At 45.6% G+C, this 20,331-nt stretch carries 14 protein-coding genes, 1 tRNA gene and 1 pseudogene; 10 read left to right on the forward strand and 6 right to left on the reverse strand.

What is annotated here, in order from left to right:
• Positions 1 to 194: 194 nt before the first annotated feature.
• Positions 195 to 773: a shikimate kinase gene (locus tag QME03_RS03830; RefSeq protein WP_025815873.1), complete on the reverse strand. Its 579-nt coding sequence runs from the start codon at positions 771 to 773 to the stop codon at positions 195 to 197.
• Positions 774 to 818: 45 nt separating this feature from the next.
• A complete protein-coding gene (topA, locus tag QME03_RS03835) occupies positions 819 to 3,173 on the reverse strand; it encodes a type I DNA topoisomerase (protein WP_281723529.1) in 2,355 nt (784 codons plus the stop codon).
• Between the two features lie 897 nt (positions 3,174 to 4,070).
• Here topA and QME03_RS03840 point away from each other — a divergent pair.
• Together QME03_RS03840 and QME03_RS03845 are read left to right on the forward strand one after the other, a co-directional pair.
• Positions 4,071 to 4,418 (forward strand): carboxypeptidase-like regulatory domain-containing protein, encoded by a 348-nt coding sequence (locus tag QME03_RS03840; protein WP_281723530.1) that lies wholly within the window; start codon positions 4,071 to 4,073, stop codon positions 4,416 to 4,418.
• A 284-nt stretch (positions 4,419 to 4,702) separates the two neighbouring features.
• A complete protein-coding gene (locus tag QME03_RS03845; RefSeq protein ID WP_410521752.1) occupies positions 4,703 to 4,930 on the forward strand; it encodes a RagB/SusD family nutrient uptake outer membrane protein in 228 nt (75 codons plus the stop codon).
• 1,096 nt (positions 4,931 to 6,026) lie between these two features.
• On the opposite strand, the gene QME03_RS03850 is transcribed toward QME03_RS03845, so the two are convergent.
• Entirely contained in the window at positions 6,027 to 6,566 is a 540-nt protein-coding gene (locus tag QME03_RS03850) for an LOG family protein (protein WP_025815869.1), read from the reverse strand.
• Between the two features lie 174 nt (positions 6,567 to 6,740).
• On the reverse strand, positions 6,741 to 8,954 hold the full coding sequence (gene rnr / locus QME03_RS03855; protein ID WP_281723531.1) for a ribonuclease R: 2,214 nt from the start codon (positions 8,952 to 8,954) through the stop codon (positions 6,741 to 6,743).
• Between the two features lie 465 nt (positions 8,955 to 9,419).
• Here rnr and QME03_RS03860 point away from each other — a divergent pair, with 465 nt between their 5' ends.
• The 3 genes from QME03_RS03860 to QME03_RS03870 all read left to right on the forward strand — a co-directional run bounded on the left by QME03_RS03860 (position 9,420) and on the right by QME03_RS03870 (position 14,470).
• Entirely contained in the window at positions 9,420 to 10,565 is a 1,146-nt protein-coding gene (locus QME03_RS03860) for an N-acetyltransferase (protein WP_281723532.1), read from the forward strand.
• A gap of 48 nt (positions 10,566 to 10,613) precedes the next feature.
• Positions 10,614 to 12,659 (forward strand): DNA topoisomerase IV subunit B, encoded by a 2,046-nt coding sequence (locus tag QME03_RS03865; protein WP_410521753.1) that lies wholly within the window; start codon positions 10,614 to 10,616, stop codon positions 12,657 to 12,659.
• 233 nt (positions 12,660 to 12,892) lie between these two features.
• Positions 12,893 to 14,470 carry a S41 family peptidase gene (locus QME03_RS03870; protein WP_281723533.1) on the forward strand — a complete coding sequence of 526 codons (1,578 nt, stop codon included), beginning with the start codon at positions 12,893 to 12,895 and terminating at the stop codon, positions 14,468 to 14,470.
• Positions 14,471 to 14,771: 301 nt separating this feature from the next.
• On the opposite strand, the gene recO is transcribed toward QME03_RS03870, so the two are convergent.
• Positions 14,772 to 15,500: a DNA repair protein RecO gene (gene recO / locus QME03_RS03875; RefSeq protein ID WP_273148438.1), complete on the reverse strand. Its 729-nt coding sequence runs from the start codon at positions 15,498 to 15,500 to the stop codon at positions 14,772 to 14,774.
• Positions 15,501 to 15,661: 161 nt separating this feature from the next.
• Between recO and QME03_RS03880 the strand changes: the two genes are divergently transcribed.
• The 3 genes from QME03_RS03880 (at position 15,662) to gyrB (ending at position 18,418) form a co-directional block, all read left to right on the forward strand.
• Positions 15,662 to 15,733 (forward strand) — tRNA-Glu (locus QME03_RS03880).
• A 24-nt stretch (positions 15,734 to 15,757) separates the two neighbouring features.
• Complete coding sequence (rpsT, locus tag QME03_RS03885; protein WP_009231631.1) at positions 15,758 to 16,012, forward strand: 30S ribosomal protein S20; 255 nt, start codon at positions 15,758 to 15,760, stop codon at positions 16,010 to 16,012.
• 432 nt (positions 16,013 to 16,444) lie between these two features.
• On the forward strand, positions 16,445 to 18,418 hold the full coding sequence (gyrB, locus tag QME03_RS03890; protein WP_110370266.1) for a DNA topoisomerase (ATP-hydrolyzing) subunit B: 1,974 nt from the start codon (positions 16,445 to 16,447) through the stop codon (positions 18,416 to 18,418).
• A gap of 225 nt (positions 18,419 to 18,643) precedes the next feature.
• Here gyrB and QME03_RS03895 read toward each other — a convergent pair whose 3' ends face one another.
• The gene (locus QME03_RS03895) at positions 18,644 to 18,814 is read right to left on the reverse strand and encodes a hypothetical protein (protein ID WP_281723534.1); all 171 of its coding nucleotides are present in this window, start codon (positions 18,812 to 18,814) and stop codon (positions 18,644 to 18,646) included.
• A gap of 170 nt (positions 18,815 to 18,984) precedes the next feature.
• Between QME03_RS03895 and QME03_RS11830 the strand changes: the two are divergent.
• Both QME03_RS11830 and QME03_RS03900 read left to right on the forward strand, forming a co-directional pair.
• A pseudogene (locus tag QME03_RS11830) lies at positions 18,985 to 19,134 on the forward strand (hypothetical protein); the annotation flags it as partial.
• A complete protein-coding gene (locus QME03_RS03900) occupies positions 19,131 to 20,243 on the forward strand; it encodes a hypothetical protein (protein WP_281723535.1) in 1,113 nt (370 codons plus the stop codon). The pseudogene QME03_RS11830 and the gene QME03_RS03900, both read left to right, overlap by 4 nt.
• Positions 20,244 to 20,331: the final 88 nt, after the last annotated feature.

Raw genomic sequence — 20,331 nt, forward strand, 5'->3', positions numbered from 1 at the left:
TTTTATTATGTGGGCCTAGGGCAGCAGATGCTTGCCAGTGGCAGAGTATAAGTGCGCATTTCGTGTTGCGCTTTGGCGAGTTTGCCATTGTGATTTGTGGTGGAGGAGAAGCGGTTAAGCCTATTTGTTACCAGGTAAAGTAGGCATTAGCCTAAGCCTATTGCGTACCTATCGTTTAACTCTCCACCTCTCTGTTATACATTCAGTAATTGTCGGGCCTGTGCCACAGATATTTTTATCTTGTCGAAATTATCCATCAAGTTCACATCTAGCGTGAATTGTGCGCGTGTATAGAATTGTTCGCGAGCCTTTAGTTGTTCGCTGATAAAGCGTTGCACCTCTTCGGGCGTTTTGTTGAGCAACAGTGGGCGCACCGATTTTCCCATTTTGAGATGTTTGTAGAGCACTTCGGGCGATGCTTTTAGATAGAGTGTAAGCCCCTGTTGATTGATATATTGCATGTTATCGTAGAAACAAGGCGTGCCCCCACCGCAGCTAATGAGTACCCCTTCGAACTCGGCCACCTCGTGAAGCATGTTTCTTTCAATGCGCCTGAAGCCCTCTTCGCCCTGTTCGGCAAACAGTTGAGCCACCGTTTTGCGCATTCGCGATTCGATATACCAGTCTAAATCGTAGAAGCGTAAGCCCAGTTCGGCCGCCAAAGCCTTGCCCACAGTGGTTTTGCCTGCCCCCATATAGCCAATAAGGATGATGCGATGGCAGTGTCTTTGTGTGCTGCTGGGGGTAATGGCGCTTTGCGTTTTGTTGTTCATCCCTGTTTGTTGTTGTGCTTATGGGCCACTTTAAGCATGTGGTTTTTATTTCTTAGCCTTGCTGGTAGCAGTTTTTCGCGCAGTCTTTTTAGGCTTTGCGGGCGCAGCGTTCACCAGTTCCATGCATTGTTCGTAGGTAAGTTCGGCCGCTTTTTCGTGCAGTTCTTTGGGCAGTTTATAGTTTTTGCCATCGTAAGCCAGGTACGGACCATACTTTCCGTTTATTACTTCGAGTTTCTCGTCCTCGCTAAACGATTTCAGATGCTTTTGTTTTTCTTGCATCCTTTTTTGTTCGATAAGGGCCACCGATGTTTCAAGCGTCACCGAATGTGGGTCTTCTGTGCTAGGCAGCGACGTGTATTTCTTATCATGTAAGATGTAGGGTCCAAATCTTCCAGTGCCAATTACCACGGGTTTTCCTTCAAATTCTCCGATGGTTCGAGGCAGTTTAAAGAGTTCGAGCGCCTCCTCAAGCGTGATAGTTTCGATACTTAGTCCGGCGGTGAGATTAGAGAAGCGCGGTTTTTCGTCGTCGCTAGCGATACCAATTTGTGCCACGGGTCCAAATCTTCCAATCTTCACGAGCACAGGTTTGCCCGTTGCGGGGTCTTCGCCCAGTACCCTTTCGCCAGCTTTATGTTCCGAGCGAGCGTTCATCACGGTGTCTACCGTAGGCCCAAATCCTGCATAGAAGTTCTTCATCATTTCCTTCCATTGCTCTTGTCCTTCAGCAATGCGGTCGAAATCTTCTTCCACTCGTGCCGTGAAATTATAGTCCATGATGCTGGGGAAGCTCTCCATAAGGAAGTCGTTCACCACGATACCCACATCGGTGGGTAACAGTTTACCCTTGTCTCCGCCAACATTCTCTTTCTTATTCTTGGTGGTTATCACCAGTCCTTTAAGCGTATCCACCACGTATTGCCGCTCTTTGCCTTTGCTGTCGCCACGTGTTACGTATTGTCTTTGTTGAATGGTGCTGATGGTGGGTGCATAAGTAGATGGTCGGCCGATGCCCAGTTCCTCCATTTTGTGCACCAAGCTAGCTTCGGTATAACGCGATGGCCCCTGACTAAAGCGTTCGATAGCGGTAATTTCTCTTCGTTCTAGTTTATCGCCTTCTTTCATTGGGGGTAACATTCTCGAAGCATCTTGCTGTGCTTCATCCTCATCGTCGGTAGATTCGCGATACACTTTGAGAAAACCATCGAACACAATCACCTCGCCCGTTGCAACGAAATGTTCGCTTGCGCCAGTGATGTTAATCGTTACGCGTGTTTTTTCAACCTGCGCTTCGGCCATTTGCGAGGCGGTAGTGCGTTTCCAAATCAGGTCGTACAGTTTTTTTTCTTGTTGTGTACCCTCAATCTTGGTTACGTTCATGTAGGTGGGGCGGATGGCCTCGTGCGCCTCTTGCGCCCCTTTTGCATGAGTATGGAAGTTGCGTGGAGCACTATATTGTTCGCCCCATTGCTGTATAACCTCCTCTTTAGTGGCGTTAATACAAAGGCCCGAGAGGTTAACGCTGTCGGTACGCATGTAGGTAATGCGTCCGCTTTCGTACAATCTTTGCGCCACCATCATGGTTTGCGACACGCTAAAGCCCAGTTTTCTAGCTGCCTCTTGTTGCAAAGTAGAAGTGGTAAAGGGTGGAGCCGGCGAGCGTTTCGATGGCTTTTTGGCCACGCTTTCCACGCTAAAGCTAGCGTTTTTGCATTTCTCAAGGAAGGCCAAAGCCTCTTCGTGCGTTTTAAAACGCGTATCCAGTTCGGCATCCACTTCGGTAATGCCACCCTCTTCGTTGGTGATGGCAAAGATAGCCGTAACGCGATAGAAGGGTTCGGCCTTGAAAGCGTGCAGTTCTCGTTCGCGGTCAACCACCAATCTAACGGCAACGCTCTGCACTCTACCAGCCGAAAGCGACGGCTTAACCTTGCGCCAAAGGATGGGCGAGAGCATAAAGCCCACCATACGGTCGAGCACGCGGCGAGCTTGCTGCGCATCCACCAGGTTCATATCCACGTGCCTAGGTTGTTCGATGGCTCGCAGAATAGCAGGTTTAGTTATCTCGTGGAAAACAATTCGGTTGGTTTTCTCTTCGTCAAGTCCCAGAACTTCGCACAAATGCCATGAAATAGCCTCTCCCTCGCGGTCTTCATCACTTGCCAACCATACACGTTGGGCAGCTTTAGCGGCCTTTTGTAGTTCGGCCACCACCTTTTTTTTGTCGTCAGAGATTTCGTAATGAGGTTCGAAAGAGTTGAGGTCTACACTTAATCCAGTCTTTTTCAGGTCTCGTATATGTCCATAACTAGACATTACCTTGAAATCTTTTCCAAGGAATTTTTCAATGGTTTTAGCCTTTGCGGGGCTCTCTACGATCACTAAATTTTGTTGCATGGCGGTCTATTGTTATTTCGTTCTGTGCATGTTGCATTGGTTTGCGTATTGAGATTGTTGCATACCATTTGCCGCGCAAAAGTAAATAAAACTTTTGCATACACCTTATTATATATAAAGGCTTTAACATCTTTTAGTAAAAGCGGCTATTCTAGCAGTGTTTTGCTAATGGTTAGCACTTACATGAAAAGCGTTTTGTAAGGCCATCTATACCGAAACCCATCACAACAGCGTTTACTTTTAGGCGAACAACGTTTTTTTGTGAACCTATGTGGCGCGGATAGTAAACCTGCAGCGCGCCAACCTCGGGCCGATAGTTAGCCAATCTTAAACCATCAATATGCCAACCTCGAACCATCAATACGCCAATCTTAAACCATCAATGCGCTAATCTTAAACCATCAATATGCCAACTTTATACAAACTCCTCGCCAACCTTGTGTAAACGGCTCAACAACGTTTCGCCATAGCCTCTCCAGTGCGTGGCTTGATGCTGTTAACGATTAAATGGTTGCATATACTTGCATATGCGAAATGCATATTAATAAACACGTATTGAATTACATAAAACCTGCATAAAACTATAAAAAGCAAGATAAATAGCGTTTTTTATAACGATTTACTTTGTTAATACGATTATAAATTATACTTTTGCATTGCTTTAGAAATTAAAGGTAACTGTTATAGTACCTGTACATAATATGCTATTTTAATATATATACGCCCGTGTGGGCGTCTTTTTGAAGTTAGATTTTTGCGAAGCAAGTAAATTGTGACTCGACAAGCCAACCGTCGGCACATGTCTGCAAGTGCCCATTGTATGTTGAACAAACTACAATGGGCCTACAAAGTCAATACAAAGATAGACAAAGGATAAATTACATTGAAAGGATTTTTATGGCAAAAAGATTAACAATGCTTCTGGCTGGATTGTTCCTCGTTATCGGAACTGCACTAGCCGACGACCGATTTAGTGGTGTTGTGACTGCAAGCGACACCGGAGAACCCATCGTTGGTGCCACTGTGAAAGTGGTTGGAACCACTCTGGGCACAGTTACCGACCTTGATGGTAAGTTTTTTATTGATGCTCCTGATGGCGCAAATTTAGAAATTAGCTACGTGGGCATGACTTCTAAGACGCTCAAGGCTGCTAAACAGATGAACATTAAGCTCGAACCCAATAGCAAAGTGCTCGAAGAAGTGGGGGTTATGGGTTATGGAAACTTTATCGAATATGGTTGTTGACTATCGAACGCAGCTTAGCTGACCCGAGAGAAGGGCTGTTTTGCTCGAAGGCTTGAAGAATTACTATATTTATGATGGCCGACTAATCGAAGAGCAGGCTGCTCAAAGTGTTGCAAATAAAATTGATAACTATGCTGCTGAGCCTGCAACGGGATGGACCAACTGGAAGAAATTGCTCTTCCTAACGGGCGCGCACCAAAACTATCAGGCTAATATGTTGGGGAGGAAACGACCGCACACCGTTCTATACATCGACTTCAAAGCTATCACTGGCACGCATCTACATGGAACGACGCAAAGAATTGGTGGGCGAGGGCCATCGTTATTTCGATGCATTGCGTCGTGGCGAAACCATCACTCGATACACTTCGGAGGCTAATCGCGGATGGCACGAAATATTAAATACCGATATGCAAAGTTATAATACCTGGACTTCCAAAAAACAATTCCCGTTGATACCTATCGACGAGATTAATGGTAACTCTGAAATCCAACAAAACCCGCTGTACTAAGTGAGGTACAACACGGGCATTAACCTTAAGACCCACCATTATTTAACCCTGGCGCACCGGCAAAGACTTTGGTCTAAGCTGGTGCGCTTTTCTTTATGCGTGGGTCAACGATGTGTTTATTGGGGTTGGTGTAGGGGGTAGATGTTGTGGTTGGTAAAAATGTTTTACATATTAACATTTCAAACCGAGCAATTCTAGAAAAAATAACGCGCCAAAAACATAGATTTTGGCCTTTTTGGCGAACATTTTGCGGGTGGTTCAGCACGATTTTGCCCCTTGTTTTTTGCAAAATGCAGCATTTTGCGTTTGCCAAAGCTTCGCCAAGTGGATTTTTTCGTCGCCCAAAATTGGTTCAAAACCTCATTTCCTGTTCATGATTTTCGCCCGAAGTGATGTTTTTGAACACTCAAAACGTTCCTGCTTTTTTGCAAAATGCAGCAAAACGACCAGCAAAATGCATGAGTTAGCCTTGCTAAATGCACGAGTTAGCAGTGCTAAATGCACGAGTTAGCAGTGCTAAATGCATGAGTTAGCAGAGTAAAATGCATGAGTTAGCAGAGTAGAATGCGTGTTTTGAATTATCAAAATGTTTTAGTTTATAGTTGTTTGTTTTCGTTTTGCATCTAGTCATGGTTATATGTCTTTCCATTTAACAAGAATAACAAGGTTTAAGCAATAAAATGTTAGGTAGGAGGCGGAAAGAAGAAAACCCAGACACATTCACACTCTGCGCAAAGTGGGCTTGGGCTTTTCTTTCTTTTGCGGTTTGACTGCTAAATTGGGTCTAAAACATAGTATTTTGCATGGTTTTTGGCGTAAGTTGCAGTGTCACAGGTGTTTATAAACTTAAGAAATACGCCCAAAAATGCAGGCGATAGTGAGCTTGGAAGCTTTTATGGGCTGTTTTTAACGAGTTGTTTGGTTAAAAACTTTTACAAAACAGCAGGCAGCACATCTAGTAAAGCTAAGAAAACAACCTTACTAGATGAAGGATTAAAGACCCGTTGGGAGTACCTTCTGCGCCACATAAGCGGGCAAAATTCGGTAGAAAGGCCATGCAGAGGCGGGAGGGGGAGTGGCAAAGAAGACCAAACCCTTAGGCGTAATCTTCGAGTTGGCGTTGCAATTCGTCGAGGCTATTCACCACAGAAACATACTGGCGGTAGTCGCCACGTATCATACCCTGCTGCTGCAGGTTGTGGAGCAGCAGTTCGAGCGCATTCCAAAAGCCCTCCATGTTAAAGATAAAAACATGCTTATGCTGATAGCCAATAGTGTTAGCAGCCACAAGCGTAAACACCTCGTCGAGTGTTCCCACGCCCCCAGGCAGTGCAATGGCCACATCGCAAAGCGAATTAAGCAGCTCTTTGCGGTCGGTGAGGTTCTCGGTGTGATACACCTGGTGCATATAAGCCGACTCCATGCCACCCTCTTCAACGAATTTTGGTACCACGCCCACAACGCGCGCACCAGCCTCGTGTGCCGCTTTCGCAACACATTGCATTAGGCCCTGGTTGGTTCCACCAAAGATAACGGTGTGTCCATGCTCAGCACACCATCGACCTAAGGCCTCGGTTGCTGTGAAAAAACGTGGGTCGATGTCGGCATTTGCCGAACAAAAAAATGCGATATTCATATTAGTCTGAATTTAAATTAGCCTAGCAGGGTAAACATGCTTTGTGCAGTCTTTTTGCTTTTAAGGCATGCTAACCTCTAAACCCATAAACTCGTCAATCCACATATCCTACTCCCCCCTTTCTCGCTCTCTTTAGAGAGGAGGATAGTTGTTGGGGGAGGGAGTGGGTATGCTCTATTTCTTCGCCTTAGTTTTCTCTACAACGGTGAAGTCGAGCTGACGTTTCTCTTGGTCTACTCGTGCCACTTGAATGCGAATGGGGTCGCCAAGTTGGTACTTGCGGTGGCGTCGTCTGCCAATAAGACAATAATTTCGTTCGTCGAAATCGTAATAATCGTCGTCGAGGTCGCGCATAGGCACCATGCCCTCACAGTGGTTTTCGTCAATCTCGCAGTATATACCATAGCTAGCAATGCCACTGATGTGCGCATCGTATTCCTCGCCAAGTTTGTCTGCCATAAACTCCACCATCTTATATTTGATAGAGTCGCGTTCGGCATTCTGAGCAATCTGCTCCATTTCCGACGAATGTTCGCACAATTCTTCGTAATGCTCTTTGTTCGCACTACGGCCTCCAGCAGCATAACGCGTAAGCAAACGATGCACCATGGTGTCGGGATAGCGACGAATAGGACTAGTGAAATGCGTGTAATAGTCGAAAGCCAGACCAAAGTGTCCGATGTTATGAATGCTATATTTTGCCTTCATCATCGCCCTAAGAGCCACTGTCTCGATAAGGTTTTGTTCGCGTTTACCCTCCACTTCGCTCATCAGCTTATTCAATGCGCGCGAAGTTTCGCCCTTAGTGCTAGTGGTTTTGAGTTTATAGCCAAACTTAACGATAAACTCGCGCAAGTTTTCAAGCTTCTGTGGGTCGGGATTATCGTGCACGCGATAAGGCAAAGTTTTTGGCGTTCGGCCCGCCTTAGGTTTGCCAACACTTTCGGCCACGGTTTTGTTAGCCAAGAGCATAAACTCTTCGATGAGCTTAATGGCATCTTTAGAGCGTTTGAAATAAGCGCGTGTGGGTTTGCCTTGTTCGTCAATATCGAAATGCAGTTCCTCGCGATCGAACTTCACGGCTCCGTTTTTAAAACGTTTTTCGCGCAGTTTTTTGGCCAGTCTGTCGAGCATAATGAGGCTATCGGCATTCTCGCCAATATATCCACCCTTAGGAGCAGGCGGTGCGGGATTGCCCGTTCCGTCGACAACGCCATTGTCTTCTAAAAGCTGTTGCACCTCTTCGTAAGCATATCTGCGATTGCTTTTAATCACGGTATGCACGATGCGATAAGCCTTTATGTCGGCGTTTTCGTCCATATTGAAGATAACGCTATAAGCCAATTTCTCCTCATCAGGACGAAGCGAGCAAATAAAGTTGCACAAACGTTCGGGCAACATAGGAATAGTGCGGTCGACAAGATACACGCTAGTGGCGCGTTTCACCGCCTCTTTATCAATGATACTACCCTCGGTGACATAGTGACTCACGTCGGCAATATGCACACCCACTTGCCAAAGCCCCTTGTCGAGCAGGCGGATAGAGAGTGCATCGTCGAAGTCTTTGGCATCTCGAGGGTCGATGGTGCAGGTAAACACGTCGCGAAAATCCTCGCGTTCGTCGTAATCCTTTTGCGTAATCTCGGCCGAAATGCGCTCGGCCGCCTCTTCGGCCGCCTTAGGATAAGTGTAGGGAAGTCCATATTGAGCAAGGATAGCGTGCATCTCGGCATCGTTTTCGCCCGAAGCCCCAAGCACATCCACCACCTCGCCCATGATATTTTTGTGGTCGGCATCAGGCCATTGGGTGATTTTCACCACAGCCTTATCGCCCGTTTTGCCTCCTTTGAGTTTGCGTTTAGGGATAAAGATGTCGTGCACATATAAGTTTTCGGGTGTTACAAGGAAAGCCATATCCCGTTCGACACGCAGTTTACCCACCACTTGGTCTTTGGCGCGCTTTAATATTTGGATAACAATAGCCTCTTTAATATGTCGTTTGCGTCGAGCCATGAGCTGCACGCGCACGCTGTCGCCGTTAAGCGCTGCCATCGAATTGCGTTCGCTTACGAAGATAGGCGTAGAGCCATCATCGGGCACGAACGAGTTTTTGCCATTGGTTTTGCGCACGAAACGCCCTTCGAGCACCTGCCCAGCCTGGTTAAGGCGATAAGAACTGTCGGTTACTTTAGTCAAGAAATCGTCCCAAGCCATCTCTTCCATCACATCGATAGCCAGCATCTTCAGCGGATGCGTGTCGAGTTTCAGACTTTTGAAAATTTCTTTAAAGCTGAAAGTCTTTCCTGGTTGTTGCTCAAAAAACTGTTGTAGTTTTTCGGCCACCTGTTTTTTAGTGAGGCGTTTGCCCCCTTTCTTTCCTTTTCCCATAGTTGGCTGTTGTTTATGGCGTGTTATTTTAATGAGTGATATAACCCAGTTGACAGGCGAAACGTGCCAGTGCTGTTGGGTCAGGGGGATATTAAATTGGGGTGGGGTGTTGTAAAACAAAACGCTCTTAGGCCCCATTGGCAGCAAAACAAGCGGCAGGATATTCCCCAGGATGGCGTTGTTGGACAAGTAAAAAAGATTGTTTAGTGATGCTTTTTTATGCTTGCCACTACCATCGTTAGCGCAAAGTAACAAAAAAGATGCGAGATAAAAGGTGCATTTTTAAAAAAACTTCTTTGAAGTATGCGCATTTTATTGTACATTTGCAAGTTAAAGCACGAACACGTTGGGCTTAGGCCCCCTTTTTTCTGGTTTTGAATACACGCGAACATGCCCCAAACCCCATGGCAAAGGCATTGAGAAAAGGTTAAAAATAACAAGAACAGCAAATTTTAAACATAGCAAATGTCTGCAGTGATAATAAAGAAAGTCAGCACTAAAAGCGACTTAAAGGCGTTCATCGACTTGCATTACGATCTATACGAGGGTAACGAATACGATGCGCCAAACTTGTTCAGCGATGAGATGAACACGTTGAGCAAAGACAAAAACGCAGCTTTCGACTTCTGTGAAGCCGAGTATTTCCTCGCATACAAAAACGATAAGTTGGTGGGAAGAGTAGCTGCCATCATTAATCATCGTGCCAATAAGAAGTGGGACAGAAAGAGTGTGCGCTTCGGTTGGATAGACTTTATTAATGATAGAGAAGTGTTGGAAGCTCTGCTTAACGCCGTTGAAGAATACGGACGCTCAAAGGGAATGCGCTCAATCGTTGGCCCGTTGGGCTTTACCGATATGGACCCCGAGGGTATGCTCACCACTGGTTTCGACCAATTGGGTACAATGCCCACCATATATAACTACGAGTACTATCCCCAACTGATGGAAAGCTTGGAAGGATACGAGGTGGACAACCATTATGTGGAGTACAAATTGATGGTTCCCGACGAAGTGCCCGAGAAGTTTGCAAAGATTGCCGATATGATACAAAAGCGTTATCAGCTTAAAATAAAGAAGCTAACGCGCGAAGATGTGTTTGAGAGAGGTTATGGTAGGAAGATATTCGACGTGATAAACAAAACCTATGGCCACCTATATGGTTACTCCGACCTTACCGAAAGGCAGATGGACCAATATGTAAAGCAGTATTTCCCCCTGGCCGACCTAGACCTTATCACCCTTATCGAAGACGAAGCGGCCGATAATAAGCTTGTGGGCTTGGGCATTTCTATACCATCGCTTACACGTGCTTTGCAAAAATGCCGTCGCGGAAGGCTCACTCCCTTTGGCTGGTGGCATGTGCTTAGAGCATTGAAATTTCATAAAACAAAGGTGGTAGACCTGCTGCTCATTGGTGTTTTGCCCGAATATAGAATGAAAGGCGTTAACTCGTTGCTCTTCGCCGACCTTATCCCGCGATACCAAAAGTATGGTTTTGAATGGGGAGAAACGCAGGTGGAGATGGAAACCAATTCGAAAGTGCAAAGCCAATGGGAATGGTTGGATGCCTGCATACATAAAAGGAGAAAGTGCTACATCAAAACTTTCTGACGCTTGGGCTACAGCTAACAGGCAAAACAAACAGACACCGCTATTAAGATGAATAAGAAAGAGACACCTGATAATCAAAAAAGAATGGCGTTCGACCCAGCTAACGAGGCTGGTTCGGATGCTAACAACACGCCCAAATCTACTGAACAAAATAATCAACAACCCGAATATAACGACGATAACATACGACATCTGTCGGACATGGAGCATGTTCGCACACGGCCAGGTATGTATATCGGAAGATTGGGCGACGGAACGCAGGCCGAAGACGGTATTTATGTGTTGCTTAAAGAGGTGATCGATAACTCGATTGACGAATTTAAGATGCAGGCCGGCAAGCGTATTGAGGTGGACATCGAAGAGAATTTGCGCGTGTCGGTGCGCGACTATGGTCGCGGAATACCTCAAGGAAAACTGGTTGAGGCCGTTAGTATGCTTAACACTGGCGGTAAATACGACTCGAAAGCGTTTCAAAAAAGCGTGGGACTGAATGGTGTGGGCCTCAAGGCTGTTAACGCATTGAGTGCGCGTTTCGAAGCTAGATCGTATAGAGAAGGGGTGGTTCGCACGGTGGTGTTCGAACGAGGAGAACTGGTTAGCGACAAAACCGACACCACAGAAGAAGAAAACGGCACGTACGTGTTCTTCGAACCCGACAACACACTCTTTCTTAACTATCGCTTTAAAAATGAGTTCGTAGAAACAATGCTACGCAACTACACCTATCTTAATGCGGGCTTGGCCATTATGAACAACGGTAGGCGCATCATTAGTCGTAACGGACTGGCCGACTTGCTGAACGACCGCATGACCAATGATGGCCTTTATCCCATTATTCATATTCAGGGCGAAGATATAGAAATAGCCTTTACACACGCTAATCAATACGGAGAAGAGTATTATTCGTTTGTAAACGGACAGCATACCACACAAGGCGGAACCCACCAAAGTGCCTTTAAAGAGCATATTGCCAAAACAATCAAAGAGTTCTTCTCTAAGAACTACGAGTATGTTGACATACGAAATGGCATGGTGGCAGCCATCGCAATCAACGTGCAAGAGCCCATGTTTGAAAGTCAAACAAAAATAAAACTGGGCTCGTTAACGATGAGCCCCGGCGGAGAAAGCGTTAATAAATACGTGGGCGACTTCATTAAACGCGAGGTAGACAACTTTTTGCACATCCATGCCGATGTAGCCGAAGAGTTGAAACGCAAGATTGACGAAAGCGAACGCGAACGAAAAGCCATGGCAGGCGTTACCAAAATGGCTCGCGAAAGAGCTAAAAAGGCCAACTTGCATAATAGAAAACTGCGCGATTGTCGCGTGCATTTTAGCGATGTAAAGAACGAACGCAAGGAAGAAAGTTCTATCTTTATCACCGAAGGCGACTCGGCGAGTGGAAGTATCACTAAAAGTCGCGATGTAAACACGCAAGCCGTGTTCTCGCTTCGTGGCAAACCGCTTAACTCGTACGGACTAACCAAGAAGGTGGTGTACGAAAACGAAGAGTTTAACTTGCTGCAAGCAGCCCTCGATATCGAAGAAGGGCTCGATACATTAAGATATAATAAGGTGATTGTTGCCACCGATGCCGACGTCGATGGCATGCATATTCGCTTGCTCATCATCACATTCTTCTTGCAATTCTTCCCCGAGCTGGTGAAGAAAGGACACGTGTATGTGCTGCAAACGCCCTTATTTCGCGTGCGAAACAAACGCACAAAGATAAAAAATAAGAAGGTGATTGCCGATGCCGACGCCCGTTTGATGAAGGGCGAACGTAAAAACGACTTCATTACCCGCTATTGTTATAACGAAGACGAACGGCAAAAAGCTATCGCCGAACTGGGTCCCGACCCCGAAATTACTCGCTTTAAAGGGTTGGGAGAAATTTCACCCGAAGAGTTTAAACACTTTATTGGGCCCGAAATGCGTCTCGAACAGGTTACGCTTCATAAAACCGACCAGGTGCATAAACTGCTGGAATACTACATGGGAAAGAACACCATGGAGCGCCAAAACTTTATTATCGACAACCTGGTGGTGGAAACGGATGGCGCAACCGAAGTGGAAACCAATGTTGAAGAATAACAATTCATTAAGAAAGGAGCAATCATAAACCGAAAAAAGACAATGAGAATGGGGAGAACGACTGCGTAAGAGAGAACGAAATAGATTAAAACGAAAGGGAGGACTATGTAGTGGCAACCACCATCTGCACCCAATGGGTTTGCAAAGACATAACACAATGCGCCCAAAGCTGTATGTGGCCGCCAGGAAATGGCACAAATAGCCCAACCCAATATAGCAAATACATACCTAAAATGAAGAAATTCTTAACCATTGTAGCTTGTTTCGCCACACTAACCCTACAAGCACAATTGCAATTTAACCTAGGAAAAGGAAGTCCTTTGCAAAAGATGCAGGTTGCCGAAATGGCCATTAAAAACCTGTATGTAGACTCGGTAAACGAGAATAAACTGGTGGAAGATGCCATTAAAGGCATGCTCGAACAACTCGATCCACATTCTTCTTACTCGTCGGCAAAGGAAACAAAGGCCATGAACGAATCGCTTCAAGGCTCGTTCGAAGGTATTGGCGTGCAGTTTAACATTGTTAAAGACACGCTGCTGATTATCCAAACCATTGTAAATGGACCGTCTGAAAAGGTGGGAATTATGGCTGGCGACCGCATCGTTAGCGTGAACGATTCGGCTATCTCGGGGGTAAAGATGTCGAGAGAGGATATTGTTCGCCGCCTGCGTGGACCTAAAGGCACACTCGTAAAGGTGGGAGTGGTGCGCCCTGGAATAAAAGATGTGCTCACCTTTCGCATCAAACGCGATAAGATACCTATCGAAACTGTCGATGCTTACTATCTTATCCGGCCAGGAGTGGCCTATATTCGCATCGGAAGCTTTGGCGCAACAACCTACGAAGAGTTTATGCAAGCACTGATGAAACTGCAAGTGAAGGGGGCAACCGACCTAATTCTCGACCTGCAAGACAATGGCGGCGGTTATCTACAGGCTGCAGTTAGCATCGTTAACGAGTTTTTGCAGCGCAACGACCTTATTGTTTACACCCAAGGAAGAAATGCCAGCAGGCAGGAATTTCGTGCGCATGGCAATGGCGGAATGCTCACTGGAAAAGTGTTTGTGCTGATAAACGAATACTCGGCATCGGCTGCCGAAATCGTAACAGGAGCAATTCAAGACCAAGACCGTGGCATTGTGGTGGGTAGACGCTCGTTTGGAAAGGGACTTGTGCAACGTCCTATCGAGTTTGCCGATGGCAGTATGATGCGCCTAACTATTGCACATTATTACACGCCATCGGGTCGTTGCATTCAAAAACCTTATGTTAAAGGCGACAATGCAAACTACGAGAAGGATTTGGATAACCGCTTTAAGAAGGGAGAGTTTTACAGCGCGGACAGCATTCACCTGAACGACTCGCTGAAATATCAAACATTGAGACGCAAACGCACCGTGTATGGCGGTGGCGGAATTATGCCCGACTACTTCGTTCCCTTAGATTCTACCCAGTTTACGCATTATCATCGCCAGTTGGCTGCTAAGAGTATTATTATCAATGCCAATATTCAATATGTGGATAAGCATCGCAAGGAACTGAAAAAGAAATATCCTACGTTTGCCGAATTTAACAAGAAGTACCAGGTGCCACAAACACTTATCAATGAAATTGTGGCCGAAGGCGAGAAGCAAAAGATAAAGGCAAAGAACCAAACCGAACTTAACAACACCATCGCTAGCATCAAAACGCAATTAAAAGCGCTTGTTGCGCGCGACCTGTGGCATATGTCTGAATACTTCCAAGTGATGAACGAGAGTAATCATGTGGTGCAAAAGGCATTGGTGCTACTGGGTAAGGATAAATAGATATATGGTCTAGGGAAATAAAAGCATTGAAAGGGCAAGAATATATAAGGTGAAAAAGCTGCGTCGTTGTAAAAAGACCGACTAGCACAAACCGCAATGTTCTTGCCCTTTTGTGTTTGCTGGTGTGTTGTTTGCCACTCTAATGGGGGAGTATTGGTTGAGGCTAGCACCTTATAATATGTACGCACAAAAATTATTTTGATGAAAAAACGACGCCAGGTGCGTGTTGTTAGAAGTTCTACACAAGCAAAATCACAGCAAAGAAAAAGAACAACATAGAGCAAACCACAACAAAATAGCTTTAGTCACCATATACCGCGCGAAGCACATCAAACGATTTTAGCTCGGGAAAACTAGGGATGTGCAGACGATAAAAGTTAATAGCCAACTGCGTGCAGCGGTTTCTTTCGTTGTGCGATAAGGCAAAGAGATGCATGTTTTGCGGCGTAATGCGCATGATGTTGGCCAATTGTTCGGCGTCGGCAGACTGCAAATAGTCGTTGTGCAAAGGGATAGCGGTGACAAAACAGCCACTACGAAGGTCGAAAAGACAACCGCGCGAGAAATTCTCTAAGTTGGGAAAGAAGCCCAAGAAACGCGAAAGCCTAATCATAAACGCAAGATGGAAGTTGGCAAATGCCTGTTGAGCACCATCGAGCCATCGCACACTGGTTTCCACATATTTATATAAAGGCTCGTTTTGTTGCTCGTCGCGCGTGGCATAACAAAGAAATTCGGCCACGAAAAGCGCAATAGCCAATTTCGTTTCGTTGTAGGGGATAGACGCAAAAGGGAAAGGCATACGCGCATCACGCAACCGTTGCAGCTGAATATTGGGGCGATGGTCGAACTCAATCTCTAGAAGAGTGAGCGGTTGAAACAATTGTCGTTTAATCTTAGCCTTATTAGTGCGCGGCATGTTGCAAGCAAAAGACAGTCGACCGAAATGCTCAGTGAGCAAGTCGGCAATGACTTTAGCATCGCCATATTTAATCGTGCGCAGCACAATAGCGTTGGTTTTAACAAGCATGAACAAATGTTTGAGAAACGATGAATAAGCAGAGAAAATGGCTATCTTAGCCTTTCTTTTACTGCAAAAATACGAAAAATCAAGGTTTTAGCGAAAAATATTCTCAAAAAGTTTGGTAGGAATAATAAAAATGCGTACCTTTGCAACCGCAATTCAGCACTGGTCCCTTCGTCTATCGGTTAGGACGAGAGATTTTCATTCTCTAAAGAGGAGTTCGACTCTCCTAGGGACTACTAAAAATAAAAAGGAAATAAGAGATGGCAAATCACAAATCATCATTAAAGAGAATACGCCAGACAAAGGTGCGGACTCTGCATAACAAGTATTATGCGAAGACAATGCGTAATGCCGTTCGTAAGCTGCGCGCTCTTACCAATAAAGATGAGGCTGTAAAGCTTTATCCCACTGTTCAGAAGATGCTGGACAAACTTGCAAAGACCAACATCATACATAAGAACAAAGCTGCTAACTTGAAATCAAGCTTGGCGCTTCATATCAACAAACTGGGTTAATACTCGGTTAGAGTTGACAAATACCAATCCGCGGTTCTTAAAAAGAGCTGCGGATTGTTGTTTTTATACCCCTGCATTGTATGCACCTGGTAGGGGTTCGCGCTGGTGCTTGGGGTTGTCTTAGGTTTGCTTTTAGGTTCGTTTTGGCCTTTCCGTTTCTCGTCTTTATGTCTTACTCAGCTATTGTTTGTGTATAGCTCAACTCTTCTTTGTGTCTGGTTTTTCCTTCTCTTTATGTTTGTCGCCGTTCTTCTTTTTGTTTAGCTTTTGTGCATGTTTGTGTTTCGTATTTCGTCTTCTTAGCGCTTTGCTGGGCAAAGGCTGTGGAACATGCTTAAATACCTGTTGCGACAAACATTAATTCGTGGAAAAAGATTTCTGTTTCTCATTGATTTTTAGTATCTTTGCATATTAAAATTCTTAATCAAGACAATGGTAGAAAATCAAAACAACGAGAATAACTACTCGGCCAGTAACATCCAGGTGCTTGAAGGCCTGGAAGCGGTGCGCAAAAGGCCTGCGATGTACATCGGAGACATCAGCGAAAAGGGCTTGCATCACCTCGTAAACGAAACAGTGGACAACTCTATCGACGAGGCAATGGCCGGTTTTTGTAGCCACATCGAAGTAACGATTAACGAAGATAACTCAATAACAGTGCAAGACGACGGCCGTGGAATACCCGTTGACGAACACGAAAAATTGCATAAGTCGGCCCTTGAAGTGGTTATGACGGTGCTGCACGCTGGTGGTAAGTTTGATAAAGGCTCGTATAAAGTGAGCGGTGGACTCCATGGCGTGGGCGTTAGTTGCGTAAATGCGTTGTCTACGAGAATGATGTCGCAGGTGTTTCGTGATGGAAAAATCTACCAACAAGAATACGAAACAGGTAAACCAATGTACCCCGTTAAGGTTGTTGGCGAAACGGATAAGCGTGGAACACGCCAACAATTCTGGCCCGACCCCAGCATCTTCACTACAACCGTGTATCGTTGGGACATCATTGCGTCGCGTATGCGCGAATTGGCATACCTTAATGCTGGCGTAAAGATAACACTTACCGACCTTCGTCCTGATGAAAATGGTAAGACTCGCACCGAGACTTTCCATGCCAAAGATGGCTTGAAAGAGTTTGTACGCTACGTAGACCGCCATCGCACACACCTCTTCGACGATGTTATCTACCTCAAAACAGAAAAACAAAACATCCCCATAGAGGTGGCTGTGATGTATAATACCGACTACAGCGAGAACATACATTCGTATGTGAACAATATCAACACCATCGAAGGTGGTACCCATCTCACGGGCTTCCGCATGGCTTTAACGCGTACGCTGAAAAACTATGCCGATAACGACCCCGTTATATCGAAGCAAATAGAGAAATCGAAAATCGAAATAGCTGGCGAAGACTTCCGCGAAGGACTCACGGCTGTTATCTCTATCAAGGTGGCCGAGCCTCAATTCGAAGGACAAACCAAAACAAAACTGGGTAATAGCGAAGTGTCGGGCGCTGTGCAACAGGCCGTGGGAGAGGCTCTTGGCTATTATCTCGAAGAACATCCAAAAGAAGCTAAGCTTATTTGCGATAAGGTGATATTGGCCGCAACGGCACGTATCGCTGCCCGAAAAGCACGCGAAAGCGTTCAAAGAAAAAACCCAATGTCGGGCGGTGGACTGCCAGGAAAACTTGCCGATTGCTCTAATAAAGACCCAAAAACCTCGGAGATTTTCCTCGTCGAGGGCGATTCGGCCGGTGGCTCGGCCAAACAAGGACGCGACCGCTACACGCAAGCCATCCTTCCGCTTAAGGGTAAAATCCTCAATGTAGAAAAAGTGCAATGGCATAAGGTGTTTGAAGCAGAGTCGGTAATGAACATCATCCAAAGTATTGGCGTGCGCTTTGGCGTAGAAGGTGAAGACGATAAAGAAGCCAATATCGACAAACTGCGCTACGATAAGATTATCATCATGACCGACGCCGATGTCGATGGCTCGCACATCGACACGCTTATCATGACACTCTTCTATCGTTTTATGCCAAGGGTTATACAAGAAGGCCACCTCTATATCGCTACGCCGCCACTTTATCTTTGCACCTACAAAAACAAAGTGCGCGAATATTGCTACAACGAACAGCAACGACAGGCCTTTATCGACAAATATGGCGAAGGACAAGAAGACAACAAGAGCATTCATGTACAACGTTATAAAGGTTTGGGAGAGATGAATCCCGAACAACTTTGGGAAACAACAATGGACCCAACGACGCGTTTGCTCAAGCAAGTTACCATACAAAACGCTGCCGAAGCAGACGAAATATTCTCCATGCTCATGGGAGACGACGTAGAACCAAGGCGCGAATTTATTGAACAAAACGCCACTTACGCCAACATCGACGCATAGGGCAACTGTATATGTACTAATATTTGCAGGCTTATGGGGCGTGGGGTAGCGCTATTTGCTTGGCTATCCCTGGCTTATCTAGGTTGGGTCTAAGGGCATTAATCTGAATGGCGGGCGCAATGGCCTGCTAACCATTCGCAAACCATACCACAGGCTCACGTATATATAAGGAGAGATCGCCCCTCATTGGTGCGGTCTCTCTTTTGTTTTAACCCCAAGCTGGCATTAACGTTTATCCATAACCATCAGTTGCACGCTGATGTAAATGTTGTTAGCCTCATAGCACATGTCGTGGGCGATGGCAAGCAAAGCACGGATTTGTATTCTGCTGCAAGTGATATTAGTAGATGGCGTTATCTCAACACACAATTCAACGCTCCTTATTAATAATGCCACTCATGCAGTGCTGTATTTTCAGCATTCATTCACCCTTCTAAATAGATGGAAACCTCGGTAGAACAGCGGACGTTTGCTAAAAAATGGTTCAACGCACACACGAAATTAGACAGCTGCCCGCAATGCCTTCTCATGGAATTTAGGACAGTGTTTGCAGACTATGTGCACGCGGTGGTTTCGAAGTTAACTGCTATTGGCGTAACAAACGCGTACTTGATACTCGCATAAAGAGAAAAGTAGACAAACAAACTGCTGTTTACGATAACGACAAAACAAAAAAACTTAACCTCAAAGCGGACGAGGAGGCCGTGCTAAAATGATATTTCGTATATGGATGTGTAACCTCTGTATGGCTCTTGCCCTTGCGCTGAGCTCCAGCACCATGCCTCTACACGCAGAAAAAGGCACAGGTCAAAACCTCTTAACCAGTAGTACCTTTAACGCCTTTCAAACACCTTGGATAAGCGCACCGCAAACCGACTCGACGTCCATGCTGTGGTTTACGCGCATCTATAAACAAACGTCGCGCCCTCGTAAAGCCTTTGTGAGCGTGGCTACAACCGGAAAAATACAGCTACTTGTTAACGGCATGAACGTAAGCCGCAACCTTTACGAACCCTTTCGCAGATATGCCGACACCACAGAAGTGAACATACGCTACGACATTACACCCTTTCTTGCTCGTAACAACACCATCTCCCTTTGGTATTGCCCCACCATGCCCCATGCGGGGCGCAAGCAAGTGGCCATTAGCTATTGGGGCGAACTGGCCGATGGCACACCCTTTGCCTACAATAGCGACGAAACATGGGCTTGTAGACGAGCCAATCGCGGCATGCAATGGGCTTCAGCATACCAACAAAACCCCTCATCACACCAACAAGACGTTTCATCACACCAACAAGACATTTCATCAGACCGTCAAGTCTCTTCATCAGGCCAGCAATACCCTTCGTCAGGAATGCTTTTCCCTTTAGCCGAATGGCATAACGCCACCGACAATGCCACTCCCTGGCAAATCAACCTAGCCGACAGCATACCTTGGCTTTCAGCTTCGCGCTACAACGCCACCCATATAGCACCATTAGCCCAACCCTTACAACTCATACCAGCCCCCCGTGTGATAAAGGTGTTTTCTCCAGAGGTGCAAAACACCAAATCCGATACACTTATCTACCGCTTTCCTCATCATTTTCAAGGCATTGTGCGTATTACTTTTAGAGGAACTAGAAGAGGAGGAAATATTTACATCAATCACCTTCGATATATTTGCAATGGTGCCACAGACGAGCAAGCATTTAGCAAATTCACCCTTACCGACAACCTTAACCTTATCATCCACGGCGACAAGCACTTTCGTTTAAAAAGTGTCCAAAATGTAGAAGCCTTAGAAATACGGATTGTTCTATATAGGAAATTTCTTTTTTAATAAATAACTTATTTCGCATTTTCGTACTTTTTTATTCTTTATTGCTTGCATTTATGGTATTAATTTCCTATATTTGCGAAGTAAAAGG

The organism is Hoylesella shahii (assembly GCF_937990675.1).
GTDB lineage: Bacteria > Bacteroidota > Bacteroidia > Bacteroidales > Bacteroidaceae > Prevotella > Prevotella shahii.